Here is a 19,465-nt window from a genome sequence, read left to right as displayed (position 1 = left end):
AATCCCCCGCAAACGCCCCGCAAAAGCCCATTTTGCTTGGGGATATACCCCCGTTCCGCTAGAACGAGACCCACACGAAAAAGACTGATTCGGACCCCATGACCGATAGCGAAAATCCCGTCCCGAACGAATATGGCGCCGACAGCATCAAGGTGCTGAAAGGGCTCGACGCGGTGCGCAAGCGCCCCGGCATGTATATCGGCGATACGGATGACGGCTCGGGCCTGCATCACATGGTCTACGAGGTGGTGGACAATGCCATCGACGAGGCGCTGGCGGGCCATGCCGACCTGGTGACGGTGACGCTCAATGCCGATGGCTCGGTAACGGTACTGGACAATGGTCGCGGCATTCCGACCGGCATCCATGCCGAGGAAGGCGTTTCGGCAGCCGAGGTCATCATGACCCAGCTCCATGCCGGCGGCAAGTTCGATCAGAATTCCTACAAGGTCTCGGGCGGGCTGCATGGCGTTGGCGTCTCGGTGGTCAACGCGCTCTCGGTCTGGCTCAAGCTGCGCATCAACCGCGACGGCGAAATCCACGAGATGGAGTTCTCGCATGGCGATGCCGTCTATCCGCTCAAGCAGGTCGGCGAATATGTGCAGGACAAGCAGCCCGGCACTTATGAGGGCCGTTCGGGTACGGCGGTGAGCTTCCTGCCATCGACCGACACCTTCACCATGGTCGAGTTCGATTTCAAGACGCTGGAGCATCGCCTGCGCGAGCTGGCTTTCCTCAATTCGGGCGTCCGCATCATCCTGCGCGACCTGCGCCATCCCGAGCCGGTCGAGGCCGAACTGCATTACGAAGGCGGTCTTGAAGCCTTTGTGCGCTATCTCGACAAGTCCAAGGCCGCGGTGGTCGACAAGCCGATCACCATGATCAGCGAGAAGGACGGCATCACCGTCGAAGTGGCCTTGCAGTGGAATGACAGCTACCACGAGAACGTCTTGTGCTTCACCAATAACATCCCGCAGCGCGACGGCGGCACCCATCTGGCCGGGTTGCGCGGCGCGCTGACGCGCCAGGTGGTCGGCTATGCCGAAAGCTCGGGCATTTCCAAGAAGGAAAAGGTGAGCCTGACCGGCGACGACACGCGCGAAGGGCTGACCTGCGTGCTCTCGGTCAAGGTGCCGGACCCCAAATTCAGCTCGCAGACCAAGGACAAGCTGGTCTCCTCCGAAGTGCGGCCGGTGGTCGAGAATATCGTCAACGACAAGCTCGGCCAGTGGTTCGAGGAACACCCGGCCGAGGCGAGGATCATCGTCGGCAAGGTGGCCGAGGCCGCCGCCGCCCGCGAAGCCGCCCGCAAGGCGCGCGAGCTGACCCGCCGCAAGGGGGCGCTCGAAATCTCCTCGCTGCCCGGCAAGCTCGCCGATTGCCAGGAACGCGACCCGGCCAAGTCCGAAATCTTCATCGTCGAGGGCGACTCGGCCGGTGGCTCGGCCAAGCAGGGGCGCGACCGTTCCAACCAGGCGGTGCTGCCTTTGCGCGGCAAAATCCTCAATGTCGAGCGCGCGCGCTTCGACCGCATGATCAGCTCCGAACAGGTCGGCACGCTGATCACGGCTTTGGGCACCGGCATCGGTCGCGAGGAATTCAACGCCGACAAGCTGCGCTACCACAAGATCATCATCATGACCGACGCCGACGTGGACGGCGCCCATATCCGCACGTTGCTGCTGACCTTCTTCTATCGCCAGACGCCCGAGCTGATCGAGCGCGGCCACATCTACATCGCCCAGCCGCCGCTCTACAAAGCCATGCGCGGCCGTTCCGAGCAGTATCTCAAGGACGAGGACGCGCTGGATGACTACCTGATCGAGGCGGGGCTGGACGAAGCCGTGCTCAAGACGCGCGACGGCATCGAGCATGCCGGTTCCGACCTGCTCGGCATCGTACAGCAGGCGCGCAGCATCGTGCAGGCCATCAACAATCTCAACACGCGCTACAACCGGAGCCTGGTCGAACAGGCGGCGATCGTCGGCGGCCTCGATCCCGATGGCCTGGCCGATCCAAGCCGTATCGGCGGCACCATGGAGCGCATCGCCAACCGGCTCGACCGCATTTCCGACGAGCTGGAACGCGGCTGGTCCGGCGTCATCACCGATGAGGAGGGCCTGGCCTTTTCGCGTACTGTGCGCGGCGTTGCCGAGACCCACCAGCTCGACAAGCCGCTGCTGCAAAGCGCCGATGCGCGCAAGCTGCGCCAACTGGCCGAGCGGCTGGACGAGATTTATGGCGGCGTGCCGACGCTGACCCGCAAGGGCGAGACGATCAATATCTTCGGGCCGTCGAGCCTGTTCAAGGCGGTGACCGATGCCGGCCGCAAGGGCGTGTCGCTGCAGCGCTACAAGGGCCTGGGCGAAATGAACGCCTCCCAGCTCTGGGAAACCACGCTCGACCCCAATGCGCGCACCCTGCTCAAGGTCGAGATCGACCAAACCGACGAGGCCGACCAGATCTTCACCGCACTGATGGGCGATCTGGTGGAGCCCCGCCGCGACTTCATCCAGGACAATGCCCTGAGCGTGAGCAACCTGGACGTCTAGGGCGCGCCGACCTCGGCCAGGAGACGATCGAGGCGCTGGTCGCGTGTGCCGGACAGCTCCAATATGCGGGGGCCTGCTTCCAGCAGGCCCAGATCGTCATCACGCAGGATGGCCTTGAGCCGCCTGTCGGTGCGGGCCCGCAATTTGGGAAACTCGATCGGCACGGTGATTTCGTCGGGCTGCGAGAGCGGCAGGAAAACCAGCAGATCGATGGTGGCGAGTGCCGTTTCGATCCGGCCCAGCAGCTTGCCATGCGGCGTCCATTCGAAGCCCTCGCGCGCACTGACCACGTCCAGATAGGCGATGAAGTCGAGCGGGCAACGATCGAAGATCACCTGCCGCTGCGCTGTGGTGGACAGGATCAGCGCGCAGCTCTGCGCCAACTGATCTTCGAGATCGGCACTCGTCGGCCCGTCGGCGAATGGCGTGCCCTGCTGGGCGAGCAGCCAATAGGGCTCGGGCACCGGCTCATAGCTCGGACGCGCCGCGGCGAAGTCGTCGAGCAGGGTCGTCTTGCCCGTCCCATGGCTCCCCGTGATTGCCAGTCGCATGTCCCCCCCCCCGGACCTCCTACGTGGCCGCGATTGCCGATGCAAGACGGGACGAGGGTCTGGATCGGTTCGTCCGGCTGAACAATGCGTTCTGCGAAACGGCTTGGTTGCGAGCCAATGGCGACCTAGCTAATGAGTTACAACGACGCGCCGCGTCGGCACTCATACCCGGGCCATCCCATGAAAAAGATCGGATTTCTCTCCTTCGGGCATTGGTCGCCCTCGCCGCAGTCGCAGACGCGGTCGGCCAGCGATGCGCTGCTGCAATCGATCGACCTGGCCGTGGCGGCCGAGGAACTGGGGGCCGATGGCGCCTATTTCCGCGTGCATCACTTTGCCCGGCAACTGGCTTCGCCCTTTCCGCTGCTGGCGGCCATCGGCGCGAAAACCAGCAAGATCGAGATCGGCACTGCCGTCATCGACATGCGCTACGAAAACCCGCTCTACATGGCCGAGGATGCCGGCGCCGCCGACCTGATCGCCGGCGGCAGGCTGCAACTGGGCATCAGCCGCGGTTCGCCCGAGCAGGTGATCGATGGCTATCGCTATTTCGGCTATGCCCCGCAGGACGGCCAGACCGATGCCGACATGGCGCGCAGCCAGACCGAAGTGCTGCTCGAAGTGCTCAAGGGCCATGGCTTCGCCCAGCCCAATCCCCGGCCCATGTTCCCCAATCCGCCCGGGATGCTGCGGCTTGAACCGCATTCCGAAGGCCTGCGCGAGCGCATCTGGTGGGGCGCGGCCACCGACGCGACCGCCGTCTGGGCGGCAAAGCTGGGCATGCACCTGCAGAGCTCGACGCTCAAATTCGACGAAAGCGGCAAGCCCTTCCATATCCAGCAGGCCGAGCAGATCCGGGCATATAGGGCGGCCTGGAAGGAGGCCGGCCATGCCCATACCCCGCGCGTCTCGGTCAGCCGTTCGATCTTCGCGCTGGTCAATGACATGGACCGCGCCTATTTCGGCGGCGGCGGGCGCGAAGAGGACAGTTTCGGCTATATCGAGCCGGAAAAGCGCGCCGTGTTCGGTCGCGGCTATGCCGCCGAACCCGAGCAGCTGATCAAGGAGCTGGCGGCCGACGAGGCCATCGCCGAAGCCGATACGCTGCTGCTGACCGTGCCCAATCAGCTAGGCGTGGACTACAACGCCCATGTCATCGAGAGCATTCTCAAGCTGGTGGCGCCCGAACTGGGCTGGCGGTAGGCGTCGGGCCCCGGAACTCTCCCACCCACAACGCTTCCCCCGGACTTGATCCGGGGGTCTTTCGCCGCTTGTGCCATGTTGAGAGCGACCCGCGGATCAAGTCCGTGGGAAGCGCCGGCGGGGGGATATGGATGCCGGCTATTTTAAATCCGGCAGCCGGTATCGCGACCCGTCACATCCGCTGGTCTGCCAATAGGCGTCGACCGGGGTGAAGCGACCTCTTGCAGTCTGCTCCACCCGTGCGGCGAAGGCCATGGCCTGGCATTCGTCGGGTCCGGCGACGACATGCACCATTTCATGCAGCAGGGTAAGCTCGCGCAGCGCATCGGCGCCGGGCGAGAAGAATTGCGGGCAGAGCACGAGGCGCACGGCGCCATTTTCAGGCGGAATGCGCACGAAGGCAGCAAAGCGGGCGCAGGAGCCGGTGGGCGTTTCTCTGATGCTGAGATCGACCGTGACCGTGCCGCCCCAATGGGTCGAGGCGAAACGCTGCAAGGTCAGCGCGTCGCGATAGGCGGCCACATCGACACCCATTTCGGTAGCGCCGAGACGGGGCAGCGCCGCCTCGAACGTGGCGATGGCACGATCGAGCGCGCGGTCGAGCAGCGCCTGCTCCTGCGCCAGGGCGGGTGGGGCAACGAGGCAGACCAGCCACGCAGCGGCTGCCAGGACAAGTCTCCGAGCGCGCAATACCGTTAAATGCTCCGGGCCATGCGGCGGACCGCCTGCCTTTGTTTGTTGTCGACGACACCGGCGAACGGCATGCAATGACGCAGCATGTCGCCTTCGTCCGTGTCGCCCAGCACGATGGCGCGGGCTTGCTCCACCGGCAGGGTCAGCAGGTACTGCCAGCGATCCGCGTAATAGGGGGCCATGTGCGGGGTGCTGCGCCAGAGTGCGATAAGATTGTGCGCGCGGCCTATGATCTCGCTCCGGCGTGGACCGTCGAGCAGGTCGAAAACCTGTTCGAGCAATAGCCGCCGATAGTGCGCGTTCATGGGGAGGCTCCGCCCAATCGCTGCAGGCGGGCCAGCGCCAGGTCTACTTCCGCTTGCGTGGCGTCGGCTTGCGGCAGGAGCCCGGCCACGCCATTGCGCGTCATCAGACCTGCCGCCAATCCGGCGGCTATCCAGTCGAGGTCTTTCGGGCGACCGGCCAGGAGCTTGGCGACGGCCAGGTCATGGATGTCGGGGGCCACTGCACTCGCCCCTCCCGTCGCCGCCGAGGCGGGCAGCACTATAGCGCGTTCGCGCCAGGACTGCGGCAGGCGCGCGGTGGTCGGGCCGACGCCATCGGCATGATAGCCGAAGGTCTCGTGAAAGACCGAGTCGCTGCCTATCGTGCCGTCAATAAGGTCCGCGAGTTCCGGCTGGTTCAGGGGAAACATGTCGATCTCCGCCGACATGACCATAACGTCCGGCAGTCGCGGATATTGTAACAGCACGGCCTGGCTGCCGACGACGACGAAGATGTCCTGGCCGGTAATGCCGGCGGCGGCGCGCAGCACATGCTTGAGCTGATCAATGTTCATCGGGCGAAATCCATGCGGCAGACGCTATCATAACCACGTGACCGCCGGTTTGAAATGCTGTGACAGCCCCGCAACACCGTGGGGCTAACCCGCAAAACCCCACATAAACCGGCCACAATTGCCCCGGAAAACCGGGATGTGATCGCGTGGGAAGCGCCGCGGCCGGGATGCCGCGCCCAATAGCCAGCCCATGAGCCGGTCAGATCGGCCTTAACCTATCGCTAACCTCTTGTTTCCCATCCGGCGCGAACAGGGTAGAAGCGGGCAAAGGCACCAGTTTCAGGGTCCGCTTGATGGATTTTCGCATTTCCGCCGATGACCGCGTTGGCAATCACAAGGCCAGGGGCGGCAAGCCCCAGGCCGCGTCCGGCGGTGGCAAGGCAGGGCGCGTGGAACCCACGCTGGGCCAGTCCATGGGTTTTTCGGTGGCCGACGAGCGTCCGGCCGGCGGCAATGGCGGCGGCAAGCCGCCCAAGCCCCCCAGGCAGCCGCGACGCGGCAAGGCCCAGCCGGCCGCCAAAAAGAAGCGCTCGCGCAGCGGCGGCTTCCTTATGGGCCTCTTGTGGTGGGGGTTCGTCGCCTGCCTCTGGGGCGGCATCGCCGCCATCGGCATCGTGGTCTATTACGGGGCGCAACTGCCCTCGTCCAATACCTGGGCCATCCCCGAGCGGCCGCCCAATATCCGCATCCTCGCCGCCGATGGCAGCCTGATCTCCAATCGCGGCCAGACCGGCGGCGAGGCGGTGACCTATCGCGAATTGCCCTATTATGTTCCGGCAGCCTTCATCGCCAGCGAAGACCGCCGCTTCATGAGCCATTTCGGTGTCGACCCGATCGGCCTGCTCTCGGTGGCCATCGAATCGGTACAGGCGCGCGGCGTGACCCGCGGCGCCTCGACCATTACCCAGCAGGTGGCCAAGAACCTGTTCCTCACCCCCGACCAGACCCTGGGCCGCAAGGTGCAGGAAGCCATCCTGGCCGTATGGCTGGAGCAGAACTACACCAAGGAAGAGATCCTCGAACTCTATATGAACCGCGTCTATTTCGGCGCCGGGGCGACCGGCATCGAGGCCGCGGCACAGACCTATTTCGGCGTTTCGGCCCGCAACCTCTCGCTGGGCCAGGCAGCCATGCTGGTGGGCCTGCTGCCCGCGCCGTCGGCCTATAATCCCAAGAGCAATCCGGAAAAGGCCATCGAACGCCAGCGCATCGTGCTCAATCTCATGGCGCAGGAAGGCTATATCACGCAAGAAGAGGCGCAGGCCGCCCAGATCGACCCCAACCAGACGGTGCGGACCCGCGTGGCGGGTTCGGAATCCTATGTCGCCGACTGGGTCGAGAGCCTGATGACCGCCTATATCGGCGAGATCGAAAGCGATGTGGTGGTGCAGACCACCATCGACTGGAAGATGCAGAAGGACGCCGAGTTCATCGTCAAGGAACTGGTGGCCTCCGAAGGCCCCAAGCGCGGCTTCAGCCAGGGCGCCCTGGTGGCGATGGATGTGGACGGCACGGTGCGCGCCATGGTGGGTGGCGTCGACTACCAGCAGAGCCAGTATAACCGCGCCGTGACGGCCAAGCGCCAGCCCGGCTCGACCTTCAAGCCCTTCGTCTACATGGCCGCCATGGAAAAGGGCTATACGCCCGAAACTTTGGCCGAGGACGCCCAGTTCGAATATAACGGCTGGAGCCCGCGCAACGCCTCGGGCAAGTATGCCGGCACGGTGACCCTGCGGCAGGGCCTGGCCTATTCGCTCAATACTATCGCGGCGCGCCTCGCCATCGACGTCACCCCGCAGGCGGTGATCGATGTGGCCACGCGCATGGGCATTTCCTCGCCGCTGACGGCGGTGCCGTCCATCGCCCTGGGCACGCAGGAAGTGAACCTGCTCGAGCTGACCAGCGCCTATGCGCCATTCGCCAATGGTGGCATGGGGGTGATCCCCAATGTCATCACCTCGATCACGTCCAAGGATGGCGAGCAGCTCTACCAGGCCTCCGATGCCGGCCCCGGCCGCGTGGTCGCCCCCAATATCCTGGCCGAGATGAACGACATGCTGGAAACCGCCGTCGAGGTCGGAACCGGCCGGAGCGCCAATGTGGGCGGCTGGGAATTTGGCGGCAAGACCGGCACCAGCCAGAATGCCCGCGACGCGCTGTTTATCGGCTATACCTCGGCCATGGTGACCGGGGTGTGGCTGGGCAATGACAACGACACCAAGACCACGCTGTCGGGCGGCAATGTGCCGGCGGCGATCTGGTCGCAATTCATGACCAAGGCGCATGCCGGCAAGTCCATCGCCCCGATTCCGGGCGGTAGCTATGATGGCCAGCTGGTGGCCCAGCAGGTCATCGATCCGGCCACCGGGCAGGTGGTGATCGACCCGGCGACGGGCCAGCCGATGACCCAATATGTCAATGCCGGTACCGGCCAGCCGGTGCAGACCACCACCGATCCGACCACCGGACAACTCATGCAGCTCGACCCGGCGACGGGCCAATATGTGCCGGCAACGGCCGCCCAGGCCGCCACCGCCAACCAGCCCATCCAGACCGGGCAGATGGTCGACCCGGCCACCGGCATGGTGGTGGGCGCGCAGATCGATCCCGCCACGGGCATGCCCATCGGCAATGCCGGCGGCATGCTGGTTGATGCCAATGGCACCCAGATCGATCCGACGACCGGCATGCCGGTGGGCCAGGTGGTCGGCGCGCCGGCCCAGGCCATCGATCCGGTCACCGGCTACCCGCTGCAGCAGCAGACCAATGGTGTCAGCCAGGCGCCGATCGATCCCGAAACCGGCCAGCCCATGGTGCTGGTGGTCGACCCGGCCACCGGCCAGCAGGTCTGGGTGCCGGGCGCCCCGGCCCAGATGCAGCCCCCGGCCGGCGTCGGCCAGCAGCCCGTCTATCAGGAGCCGCAGCGCCAGCGCACGCTGATGGACCTGATCTTCGGCAGCGGCGAGAACTAGGATACTTCACCTCTCCCCTGAAGGGAGAGGTGAAGCCCTATCCCCCATGCGCCATCAATTGCCGCCCATGCGCCTTGAGCCAGGCGCGGCCCTTTTCCATGTCGGGCAGGGTGCGCTTGACCGTGGCCCAGAAGGCGGCGGAATGGTTCATTTCGACCAGATGGGCGACCTCGTGAGCGGCGACATAGTCGAGCACAAAGGGCGGCGCCAGCACCAGGCGCCAATTGTAGTTGATATTGCCCGATGACGAGCAGGAACCCCAGCGGCTCGACTGGCTGCGCATCCTGACCGATTTGACCGTGACGCCAAGCCGGGCCGCATGAATGGCGGTGCGGGCCGCGAGATCGGCTTGTGCTTCGTCCTTGAGCCAGTCGGTCAGCCGCCGCGCCTGATGCGCCGGATCGCCCGGCACCAGCAGCACCGGCGCGCCATCGTCCTCGGCCACTTCCACGCGGCCGCGCAGCTTGCCGGTGCCGACGATGCGATGATCGACGCCGCGCAACGGCACCGTGCCGCCATCGGAAAAGCTGGTGGCTTGCGGTGCCCGGCGAATGCGCGCGGCCAGCCAGTTGTGGTGGCGCTGCAGGAAGGCTTCGGCCTCGCTCCACTTGCCATGTTGCGGCAGGGTGAGCAGCGGCCCGCCGCTATGGGGAATGGAGAGCCGATAGCTCCGCGCCCGCGCATTGACGCGCACGGTGACCGTGACCGGCGCGCCATCGATCTCGATGACGGTGCGGCTGGGAATGCTGGGCTTGGCGCGGAAGAAGAGGTTCATGACAGCTCGGGAATCGCAGGGCGATAATAGCGGGATTTTGTGTCGGTGACTCCCCCAGCCACCGAACTACCCCTCGCCCCTTGTGGGAGAGGGTGGTTTTCCGCGTTCAGCGGAAAACCGGGTGAGGGGTGCTGCGCTCGCCTATGCCTCGGTGCTTTGGAGGGCATGGCGCCCCCTCATCCGCCCTTCGGGCACCTTCTCCCACAAGGGGAGAAGGAGAGCCGGCGGCTGGACGAAATGTGAGCGGACATCCCCAACAAAAAATGGCGCCCCTTGCGAGGGCGCCAGTTCAGTCGTTGGGAACGACCGGCTTGGGGAGGGAGGTCGTTGGCCGGGGTCAGCCGTTATTGTTGCCCCAGCCATTGTTGTTCTGGTCGCCATTGTCCGGCTTGGGCTGGTCGTAGCCCTGGCGGGAACCGCGGCGTTCGTTCATGAAGCGATCGAACTCTTCGCGATCCTTGGCCTTGTTGAGATTGGCCATGTATTCGTGGAAGGCTTCGATCTCGGCGTCGAGGCGGGCGCGTTCTTCTTCGAGGCGCTTGAGCTGTTCGGCGCGATAGTCGTCAAAGGCCGCATTGCCGCTCGAGTTCATGCCGTAGCTCCGATGGTTGTGCCAGCCGTGGTGACGGTGGCGGTTGGGGGCGCACCAGTCGCGGCCCTTGTTCCAGTAGGCCTGGGCCTTTTCCTGGCTGCCGCCGAACTTTTCACCCCACAGGATGTAGCCCAGGACGGCAAGGCCAAGCGGCCAGAACACGATAAAGCCCAAAACCATGAGGGCGATGGTCAGCGGGGACCATTGAGGTTTGATGATTGCTGTGGTCATTTCGGTTTCATTCTCCCAGTCACGATGACCCTTACGTGGCCCGTGCCGGGGCGGGATCAATGCTGTGCCCATGGATTTTTGGGCCTTGAAATGAAGTTTTTGCCTCACTATGGGGCGACCGGTTTATGCCCCGAAAGGGCCCGATATGACCATGACCCAGGCCGATGGCCTGCCTCTGCCCTCGACCTGGCGGCCTTTGCGCCTGCAAACCCTGGTGCTGTTGCGCTGGCTGGCGGTGGGTGGCCAGGCCATCGGCGTGCTGTTCGTGGCCTTTGGGCTCGGCTTTCCGTTGCCGTTGCTCGAATGTTTCGTGCTGATCGGGCTTTCTGCCGCGGTCAATCTGTGGCTGGTGCTGAAGCTGGGCGTATCGCATCGGCCCAGCTCGCTCTCGGCGGCCAGCCAGGTGGCGTTCGACCTGTTGCAGCTCGGGGGGTTGCTGGCGCTGACCGGCGGGCTGCAGAACCCGTTCTCGCTGCTGCTGCTGGCCCCGGTTTCGGTGTCGGCGACGACGCTGCCGCAGCGGGCGACCTTCCTCATCGCGCTTTTGGCGGCGGTGATCGCTTCGGTGCTTTCGGTCTGGCACCTGCCGCTGCCCTGGGCGCCGGGCGAGCGCATCGTCTTCAACCGCATCTATGTCATCGGCATCTGGGTTTCCATCGTCTGCGGCGTGGTATTCATCTCCGCCTATACCAACCGCGTGGCCCATGACGCCCGCCAGATCGCCGACGCCCTGGCGGCAACCGAACTGGCTTTGTCGCGCAAGGAACAGCTGTCGGCGCTGGACGGCATGGCCGCCGCCGCCGCACATGAACTGGGCACCCCGCTCTCCACCATTGCCCTGGCCGCCAAGGAAATGCGCGTCGAGGCCGAGCCGGGCAGTGACCTGGCCGACGATGTGGAACTCATCATCGAGCAGGCGGCGCGCTGTCGGGCAATCCTCGCCAAGCTCAGGAATCTGGGCAGCGATGGCGGCGATCCCTTTGCAGCCGTGCCGCTGACCGACCTGCTGGCCGAAGTGGCGCGGCCGCATGAGGGGCGCGGCAAGGCGATATTGTTCTATTACGAACAGGCCGCCGGGCCGGCGCCGGTCTTCCAGCGCAGCGTCGGCCTGCTCTATGGGCTGGGCAATCTCATCGAGAACGCCGCCGATTTCGCTCGCGGCACGGTGCGGGTCGAGGCGGCCTGGGATCGCGATGCGGTCTCGGTCTCGATCACCGATGACGGGCCCGGCTTTGCCCCCGAACTGATCGCCCGGCTGGGCGAGCCCTACCTCACCAGCCGCCCGCGCGACCCGCAGGGCCCTGACGCCAACAAGCCCGGCGGGCTGGGGCTGGGCGTATTCATCGCCAAGACGCTGCTGGAGCGCACCGGCGGAAGGCTGGCTTTCGAGAATATCGCGGCCGAGGGCCATGCGCGGGTGCGGATCGTCTGGCCGCGGAATGCGGTGGAGGCGGAGGGTTAGCTGCAGCCACATTTTGACCTTTTCGCGCCAAACCCGTAAATGACACCCATGAGCACGATCGAAGATCTCCTGGCCACTGACCCCAGCCTGCTGCTTGTCGATGATGACGCGGCTTTCCTTTCGCGCCTTGAGCGCGCCATGGCGCGGCGGGGCTTCGATGTCCGCATAGCCGGTTCGGTCGCCGACGGGCTGGCTGCCGTCGCCGAAAAGCCGCCGGCCTATGCGGTGGTCGACCTGCGGCTTGAGGATGGCAACGGTCTCGACGTGGTCTCGGCGCTCCATACGCGCCGCCCCGATGCGCGCGCCGTGGTGCTGACCGGCTATGGCAATATCGCCACGGCGGTAACGGCGGTGAAGCTCGGCGCGGTGGACTATCTCAGCAAGCCCGCCGATGCCGACGATGTCATCAACGCCCTGCTGGCCACCGGCGAGGACAAGCCCGAGCCGCCGGAAAACCCGATGTCGGCCGACCGGGTGCGCTGGGAACATATCCAGCGCGTCTATGAGCTGTGCGACCGCAACGTGTCGGAAACCGCGCGCCGGCTCAACATGCACCGGCGGACCCTGCAGCGGATCCTCGCCAAGCGCGCGCCACGCTGATGCCATGAGCTTCAGGTGCCCTGCGACTCCTCGCCCCTCAGGCAAGGCTATGAAAACGGGCAGGCCGCAATGTTTCAGTCGTCTCCCTCCCCCTTTGCGGGGAGGGATCAAGGGTGGGGGGTGTTTGGCCCCGATATACGGACCAACCGTCACCCCCTCCCAACCTCCCCCGTCGAGGGGGAGGAGCCGCGCGGTGGACGGGGTGAGGTCGTGCCAGCCCATATATGCGATAGCCCCCTCCCCCTCAGGGAGAGGTGAGTTTCCCGCGCCTATACCTCGACTCTAGCGATCTGCTGAGCTTAGTCTCCGACCAACACTGCATAAAACCGAGGAGCGCCGCCATGACCGTCACCCTTCATTTCCATGGCGCGGCGGGTACGGTGACCGGCTCCTGCTATAGGGTTGTGCATTCCGGCGGGCAGTTCCTCGTCGATTGCGGGCTGTTCCAGGGCAACAAGTCGGTTCGCGACCTCAACCTCAAGCCGACGCCCTTCGACCCCAAGACCATCGATTTCCTGCTGCTCACCCACGCCCATATCGATCACGCGGGCCTGCTGCCCAAGCTCTATCGCGAGGGTTGGCGCGGGCCGATGTGGATGACCGAACCGACCTCTGGCCTGCTCGAATACCTGTTGCCCGACAGCGCCGGCATCCAGGAAAGCGAGGCGGAGCGCGAGACGCGCAAGCATGCCCGGCGCGGCGATGAACCGGCCAGGCCGCTTTACGGCATGGAGGATGCCGAGGAGGCATTGCAGCATCGCCAGACCTGCCAATATGGCGAGTGGATCACCCCGGGGCCGGGCGTGCGGACGCGCTACTGGAATGCCGGCCATATCATTGGTTCGGCCTCCATCGAGGTCGAGGTCAAGGACGGCGACAAGACCATCCGCCTGATGTTCTCCGGCGATATCGGGCCGGACGAGAAAGTGTTCTACAACGAGCCCGAGGGCCCCTCGGGCTTCGACTATATCCTCAGTGAGAGCACCTATGGCGGGCGCGAGCGCCAGGACTATACGCTGGTGCAGCGCCGCGAAGCGCTGAAAGCCGAGATCAATACCGCCCTGGCGCGCGGCGGCAATCTTGTCATCCCCACCTTTGCCGTCGAGCGCAGCCAGGAACTGCTGCATGACATCGGCTACCTGATCAAGACCGGCGAGATCGATCCGCGGCTGGTCTTCCTCGACAGTCCGCTGGCCAGCAAGGTCACCGGCGTCTACCGCAAATATGCGAAAATGTTCGACGATGTCGAACTGGGCGCCGACGAGCTGTTCAACGATCCGCGCTTCCGCATCATCGAGTCGGTGGAAGAATCCAAGGCCATCAATTCCATCCGCGGCGGCGCCATCATCATGAGCGCCTCGGGCATGTGCGACGCCGGGCGCATCAAGCACCACCTGCGCAACAACCTGATCCGCTCCAACGCCACCGTGCTGTTCGTCGGCTACCAGGCGCCCGGCACGCTCGGACATGTCATTCTCTCCGGCGCCAAGGAGGCGCGCATCCATTCGACGCTGGTGCCTGTTCGCGCCACCATCCGCTCGATGGGCAATTACTCGGCCCATGCCGACCATTCCGAACTGATGGCGTGGATCAGGGAGCGCCTGCCGGCCCATGGCGCCATCTTCCTGACCCATGGCGAAGACGAGGAACGCGCCGCCCTGCGCGCCGCCCTGATGGCGACCGGCATTTCCGGCGACCAGATCATCCTGCCGCTGCTCGACGACTATTTCGAGCTGACGGCGGCCGGTATCGCCGCCAAGGCAAAGCCGGCGACCCAGCGCATCGATCCGTTGCAGGTCCATTCGGACTGGCACAATGCCTTTTCCGATTTCACCATCCGCCTGAGCCAGCGCCTGCAGGCCGGCTCGGAAGCGGAAAAGCTGGCGGTGATGCGGGCCTTGCAGAAGGAGCTCGACACCCTGGGCGCGGCGCCCACCCCGCCGCCAGTGGCGACGCCGATTACCCCGGTGGAAAGCCAGAGTTTTGACGAATAGGCGGTGCCACGCCCTCGTGGTTCGAGGCGCTGAAGAAGCGCACCTCACCATGAGGGCTACTTTTAGCGCGGTGTTCCAGTAGCCCTCATGGTGAGGTGCGAGCCCTTGCGAGCCTCGAACCACGAGGGCGTGCCCGGATCCGCGCTATCGCTTCGGCGCCAGTACTCCGGCCATGGCCCAGCCGAGCGCCAATAGCGGCAGCAGCATGCCGAAGGCGTAGCGGATGCCGAAGCCTTCGGCCACCGCGCCGATCAGCAGCGGCGCGCCCAGGCTGATGATCTGCACCACCAGCGTCATGGCCGCGACATTCTCGGCCGCCGGCCGGTCGCCCAGGCCCGCGGCGCCCGACAGCATCAGCGGATAAAGCACGCAGATGCCAAGGCCCACGAGGCCGAAGCCGGCAAGGGCCATGCCGGCATTGCTGGAAAATACCACGGCGCAAAGCCCGGCAAAGGCGAGTGCGCTCATGACACGCGCCACCCGCACCGGGCCGAAGCGGTCGATCTGCCGGTCGGCGAGTAGCCTGCCGACCGCCATCATGACGAGCAGGGCCGGCAAAGCCAGCGATTCCAGCCAGGCCGGAATGGCGAAGCTGTCGCGCAGGAAAATGATCGACCATGAGCGCGCCGCGCCTTCCAGCAGCTCGCCGCCGAGCCCGAAGGCGACCAGCGCCAGCGTCATCAGCGTCGGCCAGGACAGGTGCCGGCGGCCGCTGCCGCCGCTATGGGCGCGTTCGGGCGCATCGGTCATCGGCAGCACCACCACCAGCATGGCCCCCAGCACCAGCGGCGCGGCGACGCCCATATGCAGCGCCGACGAAATGCCCAGCCCCCGGATGGGCGAACCGAGCAAAGCCACAGCGAGAAAGCCGATGCTCCAGGCGCCGTGGCAGGTATTCATCACCCGCCTGCCGCTGGCCGCCTCGATGCGGTCGGCCTCGACATTCATCGCGATATTGGTGACGGCGCTGCCAATGCCCATGACGAAGAACAGGCCGGCCATGCTCCAGAAACCGGGCGCCACCGCAATGGCGCTGGCCGCGATGGTCTGGATCGGCAGGAAGGTGAGCACGGTGCGGCGCGGGCCGAAGCGGGCGATGATGTGGCTCGAAAACAGGAAGACCGACAGCGCCCCCGCCGGCAGGCCCATCAGCGCCAGCCCGAGCTGGGCATCGTTGAGGCCGATCGCCAATTGTATATCGGGGATGCGGGTCTGGATGGCGCCCATGCCGAGCGCCTGCAGGACGAAGACGGCGATGATGCGCCAGCGCGAGGAAGTCACTATTTGGGTCCGGGATCCATGAGGATGTGGATGCGGTCGGCGCCCATGCGGGCGAGCTTGAGCATCAATGTCTTGCGCCTTGCCGGGGCCAGCGGCGTATCTGGGCTGTCGCGCAGGATGGCGCCGCCATGGCCGTCGGCGACGATCAGGCCCTCGCTGGCGGGAAAGATTTCCGCCTCCAGTTCGGGCGGCTTGGCAAAGAAGAACTTGTCGGAAAATTCCCGGTATTCCGGCCATTTGCGATCGACCTGGAAGTCGATGAGGCTCGACTTGATCTCGACGATCCAGATCTCGCCCTTGGGCCCCACCGCCAGCACATCGGCCCGCCTGCCATTGGCCAGCGGCACTTCGGCATAGCAGGCCATGTCATGGGTCTCGCGCAGCAGGCGCATCACGCCGCGCTGCACCCGCAAGGCCGTTGCCGACTGGCGCAGGTCGACGATTGGCGGCAGGTTCTGGGGCGGCAAGTCAGCCATGGGGCGAAACGGGTTCGGGCGGCAGGCCCGCCGGTGTGTCCACCTTGTGATTGCCGAGCGCAAAGCTCGATGCCCACAGCCCGGCCAGCAGCAGCGGCAGGCAGATCAAGTAGGACGCGCGGATGTCGATGAACTCGGCAACGAAACCCAGCAGCGGCGGGGCCAGGAAGAAGACCACGACACTCACCTGCCCGATGGCCGCGACATTGACATTCGCCGGCCTGTCCGTGCGCTGGGCGGCCGCCGAGACGGCCAGCGGATAGACTGCCGAACAGCCGCCCCCCATCATCGCAAAGCCCAGCAGGGCCCATACCGGCTGCGGCGCCACGCCCACCAGCAGGGCGCCCAGGCTGGCAAAGCCCAGCATGACCATGGCGACCCTGCGCGGTCCGTAGCGGGCCACGATCGGGTCGGCGGTCAGCCGCATCAGCGCCATGAAGAAGGCAAAGAGCGTCAGGCCCATGCCGCCCACCAAGGGCTCCACGGCAAAGACGTTGCGCATATAGATGGCGGACCAGTCGATGCCGGCGCCCTCCACGAGAAACGCGGCAAAGCCGATAAGGCAGAGCGGCAACAGGCCCCAATTGGGGAAGGCGAAGCGATGGCCGCCCGCTTCTGTCTGGCTGCGCGCCGTCCGCGGCGCATTGGTCGCGCCATGGATCAGGTAGCCCGTAATCACGACAATAAGGGTGGCGACGATCGCCAGATGCAGCCCGGCAGACAGGCCTGACTGGCGGATCATCGCCCCGAACAGCGCGGTAAAGAAGAAGCCGACGCTCCAGAAGCCATGGGCGCGGTTCATGTAGCGTTTGCCGGTCAGGGTTTCGAGCCTGTCGACCTCGACATTGAGGTTGATTTCCAGCGCTCCCGCCAGCAGCCCCACCATCAACAGCACGGCGAACACCGCCGGTGCCCAGGGGAGCCAGGGGATGACGGCAAACAGCATGGCCGAACCGAGCGTGGTAATGAAGGCCGAGGTGCGGAAGCCCAGCCTGTCGACCAGGGGCGCCCCGATGGTCAGCGAGATCAGCGAGCCGATGGCCATGCCGATCATGGTGAGCCCGAGCTGGCCTTCCGAGACCCCCAGATGGGTCTGGATATCGGGCAGGCGCGCCATCAGCGCGCCGGTACTCACGGCAAAGGAAAAGAAGCAGGCATAGATACGATATTGGGGGGCGATCATGGGGTGACGACCTTGTTGGCACGGCGGGGCGCCAGCACCTGGGCGGTGGCCAGGCCCAGTAGCACCAGCGGGAAGCCGACGCCGAAGGTCCAGCGGATGCCGAAATGCTCGGCGACATAGCCCAGCAGCGGCGGCCCGAGCAGGAAGGCGGTGAAGGAGAATTGCGCCAGGGCCGCGACGTTGATCGCAGCTGGCCGGTCGGTCTGCTGCGCCGCGGCAGACATGGCCAGCGGGAACAGCGCGCTCGAGCCCACGCCGATCATGGCAAAGCCCAGATAGGCCGACCAGGCGACTGGCGCGAAGAAGACCAGCAGCACGCCCGCGCCCATGATGGTGAGCAGCGTCCGCGCCACCATCGCCGGATTGTAGCGATCGACGAACCCATCGGCGAAGAAGCGGGCAAAGGCCTGCGAACCGGCGACAGTGGCCACGGCAATGCCGGCCCAGAACGGGGTGGCGGCGAACATGTCGCGCATATAGATGGCCGACCAGTCGATGCCGGCGCCCTCCATCAGCATGGCCGAGAGGCACACGGCCACCAGCATCATGATGGCCAGGGTCGGCCGCGCCAGATGCGGTGTTTCATCGGTGCTTGACCCGGTGCGGTGCGGAGCCGGCTCGAAGCGGCCCAGCACGACGAGGGTGGCCACGATGATGACCGGGATCATGGCCAGCAGGTGATGCTGCACCGAAAGGCCTGTCTGGGCGATGAACGAGCCGACCATGCCGGCCGTGAAAAAGCCCAGGCTCCAGAAGGCATGGGCCCGGCTCATGATACGCCTGCCGATGGCATGCTCGACGCGATCGGCCTCGATATTGATGATGATCTCGATGCAGCCGATGGTGAGGCCGACCGGCAGTAGCGCCACAAAGAACATCAGGGGGCCCTGCGCCCACATGGCCAGTGCATAAAAGACGGACAGCAGCGGAATGGCCGTGAGCAGCACGCGACGATAGCCGAAGGACTCGATGAAGCGGCCGGCAAAGGTCAGCGAGATCAGCGTGCCGACGGCAGAGCCGATCAACGCCAGGCCAAGCTGGCCCTCGCCGACGCCCATGGCCGTCTGGATGTCGGGCAGGCGCGGAAACATGCTGCCCATGCAGAACGAATAAACAAAAAACGCCCCGAACACCTTGATCTGGGGCGGCAGGTCAATGCCGAATCTCATGGCTGAAAACTCGTGAAATTATCGGCACGAAGCTATGCGAAAATCAGGGTTCGGGAAATAGCGGGGAGAAACGTTTTCGGGAGATTTTTGCAACGTTGCAATTGTGCCGCAGGATGTTCCCTGAATGCTAAGGCAGAACCATTTATCGCCCCCATCACCGCGCTTCCCCCGGACTTGATCCGGGGGTCTCCCGCCGCTTGTGCCGGATTGACAGTGACCCGCGGATCAAGTCCGCGGGAAGCGATTGTGGGGTGGGAGAGTTTGTGCCCGGGAAGGGGCAGGCCTGCCGCCCGAAAGACCAAAATCACCCCGTCGGCGCCATGTAGAAGTCGTCGCGCAACACGGTGACGCCGCTCATCAGGTTGCGGACGATTTCGAGGCGGCGGAACTGGCCGCCGGCGCGGGTCTCGGCAGCGCGCTTGGGACCGGTAACGCGGTCGCGGCGGTCGGGGCCGAAATAACCCGGCGTTTCATAATAGACATGGCTCTGCCCCACCTGCCGGTCGATGCGTTCGGCTACGCGGGCGCGGGTGAACGGCATGGTGATGACGTCATCGAAGCCCATATTGATGCAGCGGGTAATGGTCTCGATCGAGGGGCTTTCGGAGAAATAGATCAGCGGCGAGAAGCGCACGCGCCGGCTGGGGCAGAAGCGGATGGCCTCGGCCACGCTGCGCAGCGTCCCCACATCGGGCACGGCGGCAAAGAGGAAATAGCAGACAGGCGTACGGGCCGACTGCTGTTCGGCCTGCGCCACCCCGGCATAGGGCAGCACCGCCGAAAAACCGAGGCGGCGTGCCAGATCCATCAATGCGGCGCCCGGCCCGTCCATTGGCCCGACAATGTAAGCGGCGGCCTTCATGCCCCAGCCACTCCGGTCTTTTCCCGGCGCG

General features: G+C 65.4%; 17 protein-coding genes. 6 read left to right on the top strand and 11 right to left on the bottom strand.

Going from position 1 to position 19,465, the window contains the following annotated elements; translation table 11 throughout:
* Positions 1 to 98: 98 nt before the first annotated feature.
* Entirely contained in the window at positions 99 to 2,552 is a 2,454-nt protein-coding gene (gyrB, locus tag ASD80_RS07220; protein ID WP_056230800.1) for a DNA topoisomerase (ATP-hydrolyzing) subunit B, read from the top strand.
* Here gyrB and ASD80_RS07215 read toward each other — a convergent pair.
* Positions 2,549 to 3,103, bottom strand: a complete 555-nt coding sequence (locus ASD80_RS07215) for an AAA family ATPase (protein WP_056230798.1) — start codon at positions 3,101 to 3,103, stop codon at positions 2,549 to 2,551. The two genes, gyrB and ASD80_RS07215, sit on opposite strands and share 4 nt — an antisense overlap.
* A 180-nt stretch (positions 3,104 to 3,283) precedes the next feature.
* On the opposite strand from ASD80_RS07215, the gene ASD80_RS07210 reads away from it, so the two are divergent.
* A complete protein-coding gene (locus ASD80_RS07210; RefSeq protein ID WP_056230796.1) occupies positions 3,284 to 4,306 on the top strand; it encodes an LLM class flavin-dependent oxidoreductase in 1,023 nt (340 codons plus the stop codon).
* A 138-nt stretch (positions 4,307 to 4,444) separates the two neighbouring features.
* Here ASD80_RS07210 and ASD80_RS07205 read toward each other — a convergent pair whose 3' ends face one another.
* From ASD80_RS07205 to ASD80_RS07195, 3 genes are read right to left on the bottom strand one after another with little or no spacing between them, the layout of a single operon-like run.
* Positions 4,445 to 4,996, bottom strand: coding sequence for a hypothetical protein (locus tag ASD80_RS07205; RefSeq protein WP_056230794.1), 552 nt, complete (start codon positions 4,994 to 4,996; stop codon positions 4,445 to 4,447).
* 5 nt (positions 4,997 to 5,001) lie between these two features.
* Positions 5,002 to 5,304, bottom strand: a complete 303-nt coding sequence (locus tag ASD80_RS07200) for a hypothetical protein (RefSeq protein WP_056230792.1) — start codon at positions 5,302 to 5,304, stop codon at positions 5,002 to 5,004.
* Entirely contained in the window at positions 5,301 to 5,837 is a 537-nt protein-coding gene (locus ASD80_RS07195) for a DUF6036 family nucleotidyltransferase (protein ID WP_056230791.1), read from the bottom strand. Before ASD80_RS07195 ends, ASD80_RS07200 begins: the two co-directional genes overlap by 4 nt.
* Before the next feature lie 293 nt (positions 5,838 to 6,130).
* Between ASD80_RS07195 and ASD80_RS07190 the strand changes: the two genes are divergently transcribed.
* Complete coding sequence (locus ASD80_RS07190; protein WP_056230789.1) at positions 6,131 to 8,809, top strand: transglycosylase domain-containing protein; 2,679 nt, start codon at positions 6,131 to 6,133, stop codon at positions 8,807 to 8,809.
* Between the two features lie 37 nt (positions 8,810 to 8,846).
* Here ASD80_RS07190 and ASD80_RS07185 read toward each other — a convergent pair whose 3' ends face one another.
* Together ASD80_RS07185 and ASD80_RS07180 are read right to left on the bottom strand one after the other, a co-directional pair.
* Positions 8,847 to 9,584, bottom strand: a complete 738-nt coding sequence (locus ASD80_RS07185; RefSeq protein ID WP_056230787.1) for a M48 family metallopeptidase — start codon at positions 9,582 to 9,584, stop codon at positions 8,847 to 8,849.
* Positions 9,585 to 9,921: 337 nt separating this feature from the next.
* The gene (locus tag ASD80_RS07180; RefSeq protein ID WP_056230786.1) at positions 9,922 to 10,407 is read right to left on the bottom strand and encodes a DUF2852 domain-containing protein; all 486 of its coding nucleotides are present in this window, start codon (positions 10,405 to 10,407) and stop codon (positions 9,922 to 9,924) included.
* 145 nt (positions 10,408 to 10,552) lie between these two features.
* Between ASD80_RS07180 and ASD80_RS07175 the strand changes: the two genes are divergently transcribed.
* The 3 genes from ASD80_RS07175 (at position 10,553) to ASD80_RS07165 (ending at position 14,463) form a co-directional block, all read left to right on the top strand.
* Positions 10,553 to 11,869, top strand: a complete 1,317-nt coding sequence (locus ASD80_RS07175; protein WP_244488956.1) for an ActS/PrrB/RegB family redox-sensitive histidine kinase — start codon at positions 10,553 to 10,555, stop codon at positions 11,867 to 11,869.
* A gap of 48 nt (positions 11,870 to 11,917) precedes the next feature.
* Positions 11,918 to 12,469: an ActR/PrrA/RegA family redox response regulator transcription factor gene (locus ASD80_RS07170; RefSeq protein WP_156460368.1), complete on the top strand. Its 552-nt coding sequence runs from the start codon at positions 11,918 to 11,920 to the stop codon at positions 12,467 to 12,469.
* Between the two features lie 341 nt (positions 12,470 to 12,810).
* Positions 12,811 to 14,463 carry an MBL fold metallo-hydrolase RNA specificity domain-containing protein gene (locus ASD80_RS07165; protein ID WP_082555125.1) on the top strand — a complete coding sequence of 551 codons (1,653 nt, stop codon included), beginning with the start codon at positions 12,811 to 12,813 and terminating at the stop codon, positions 14,461 to 14,463.
* A 144-nt stretch (positions 14,464 to 14,607) separates the two neighbouring features.
* On the opposite strand, the gene ASD80_RS07160 is transcribed toward ASD80_RS07165, so the two are convergent.
* From ASD80_RS07160 to ASD80_RS07140, 5 genes are all read right to left on the bottom strand, one after another.
* Positions 14,608 to 15,744: an MFS transporter gene (locus ASD80_RS07160; RefSeq protein ID WP_056230780.1), complete on the bottom strand. Its 1,137-nt coding sequence runs from the start codon at positions 15,742 to 15,744 to the stop codon at positions 14,608 to 14,610.
* Positions 15,744 to 16,220, bottom strand: coding sequence for an MmcB family DNA repair protein (locus ASD80_RS07155; protein ID WP_056230779.1), 477 nt, complete (start codon positions 16,218 to 16,220; stop codon positions 15,744 to 15,746). Before ASD80_RS07155 ends, ASD80_RS07160 begins: the two co-directional genes overlap by 1 nt.
* Positions 16,213 to 17,403 (bottom strand): MFS transporter, encoded by a 1,191-nt coding sequence (locus ASD80_RS07150; RefSeq protein WP_082555124.1) that lies wholly within the window; start codon positions 17,401 to 17,403, stop codon positions 16,213 to 16,215. Before ASD80_RS07150 ends, ASD80_RS07155 begins: the two co-directional genes overlap by 8 nt.
* Positions 17,400 to 18,572, bottom strand: coding sequence for an MFS transporter (locus tag ASD80_RS07145; RefSeq protein WP_056230777.1), 1,173 nt, complete (start codon positions 18,570 to 18,572; stop codon positions 17,400 to 17,402). Before ASD80_RS07145 ends, ASD80_RS07150 begins: the two co-directional genes overlap by 4 nt.
* A gap of 304 nt (positions 18,573 to 18,876) precedes the next feature.
* Positions 18,877 to 19,434, bottom strand: coding sequence for a hypothetical protein (locus ASD80_RS07140; RefSeq protein WP_056230776.1), 558 nt, complete (start codon positions 19,432 to 19,434; stop codon positions 18,877 to 18,879).
* Positions 19,435 to 19,465 lie beyond the last annotated feature (31 nt).

This window comes from Devosia sp. Root635, from assembly GCF_001427605.1.
Classification (GTDB): Bacteria; Pseudomonadota; Alphaproteobacteria; order Rhizobiales; family Devosiaceae; genus Devosia.
The sequence above is the reverse complement of the archived record's forward strand: the minus strand, read 5'-3'. Positions and strand labels throughout refer to the sequence as shown.

What these genes read in the sequence shown, in the direction of transcription:
- gyrB (WP_056230800.1), top strand. Translation starts at nt 99, where the DNA reads ATGACCGATAGCGAAAATCCCGTCCCGAACGAATATGGCGCCGACAGC.
- ASD80_RS07215 (WP_056230798.1), bottom strand. Translation starts at nt 3,103, where the DNA reads ATGCGACTGGCAATCACGGGGAGCCATGGGACGGGCAAGACGACCCTG.
- ASD80_RS07210 (WP_056230796.1), top strand. Translation starts at nt 3,284, where the DNA reads ATGAAAAAGATCGGATTTCTCTCCTTCGGGCATTGGTCGCCCTCGCCG.
- ASD80_RS07200 (WP_056230792.1), bottom strand. Translation starts at nt 5,304, where the DNA reads ATGAACGCGCACTATCGGCGGCTATTGCTCGAACAGGTTTTCGACCTG.
- ASD80_RS07195 (WP_056230791.1), bottom strand. Translation starts at nt 5,837, where the DNA reads ATGAACATTGATCAGCTCAAGCATGTGCTGCGCGCCGCCGCCGGCATT.
- ASD80_RS07190 (WP_056230789.1), top strand. Translation starts at nt 6,131, where the DNA reads ATGGATTTTCGCATTTCCGCCGATGACCGCGTTGGCAATCACAAGGCC.
- ASD80_RS07185 (WP_056230787.1), bottom strand. Translation starts at nt 9,584, where the DNA reads ATGAACCTCTTCTTCCGCGCCAAGCCCAGCATTCCCAGCCGCACCGTC.
- ASD80_RS07180 (WP_056230786.1), bottom strand. Translation starts at nt 10,407, where the DNA reads ATGACCACAGCAATCATCAAACCTCAATGGTCCCCGCTGACCATCGCC.
- ASD80_RS07175 (WP_244488956.1), top strand. Translation starts at nt 10,553, where the DNA reads ATGACCATGACCCAGGCCGATGGCCTGCCTCTGCCCTCGACCTGGCGG.
- ASD80_RS07170 (WP_156460368.1), top strand. Translation starts at nt 11,918, where the DNA reads ATGAGCACGATCGAAGATCTCCTGGCCACTGACCCCAGCCTGCTGCTT.
- ASD80_RS07165 (WP_082555125.1), top strand. Translation starts at nt 12,811, where the DNA reads ATGACCGTCACCCTTCATTTCCATGGCGCGGCGGGTACGGTGACCGGC.
- ASD80_RS07155 (WP_056230779.1), bottom strand. Translation starts at nt 16,220, where the DNA reads ATGGCTGACTTGCCGCCCCAGAACCTGCCGCCAATCGTCGACCTGCGC.
- ASD80_RS07150 (WP_082555124.1), bottom strand. Translation starts at nt 17,403, where the DNA reads ATGATCGCCCCCCAATATCGTATCTATGCCTGCTTCTTTTCCTTTGCC.
- ASD80_RS07145 (WP_056230777.1), bottom strand. Translation starts at nt 18,572, where the DNA reads ATGAGATTCGGCATTGACCTGCCGCCCCAGATCAAGGTGTTCGGGGCG.
- ASD80_RS07140 (WP_056230776.1), bottom strand. Translation starts at nt 19,434, where the DNA reads ATGAAGGCCGCCGCTTACATTGTCGGGCCAATGGACGGGCCGGGCGCC.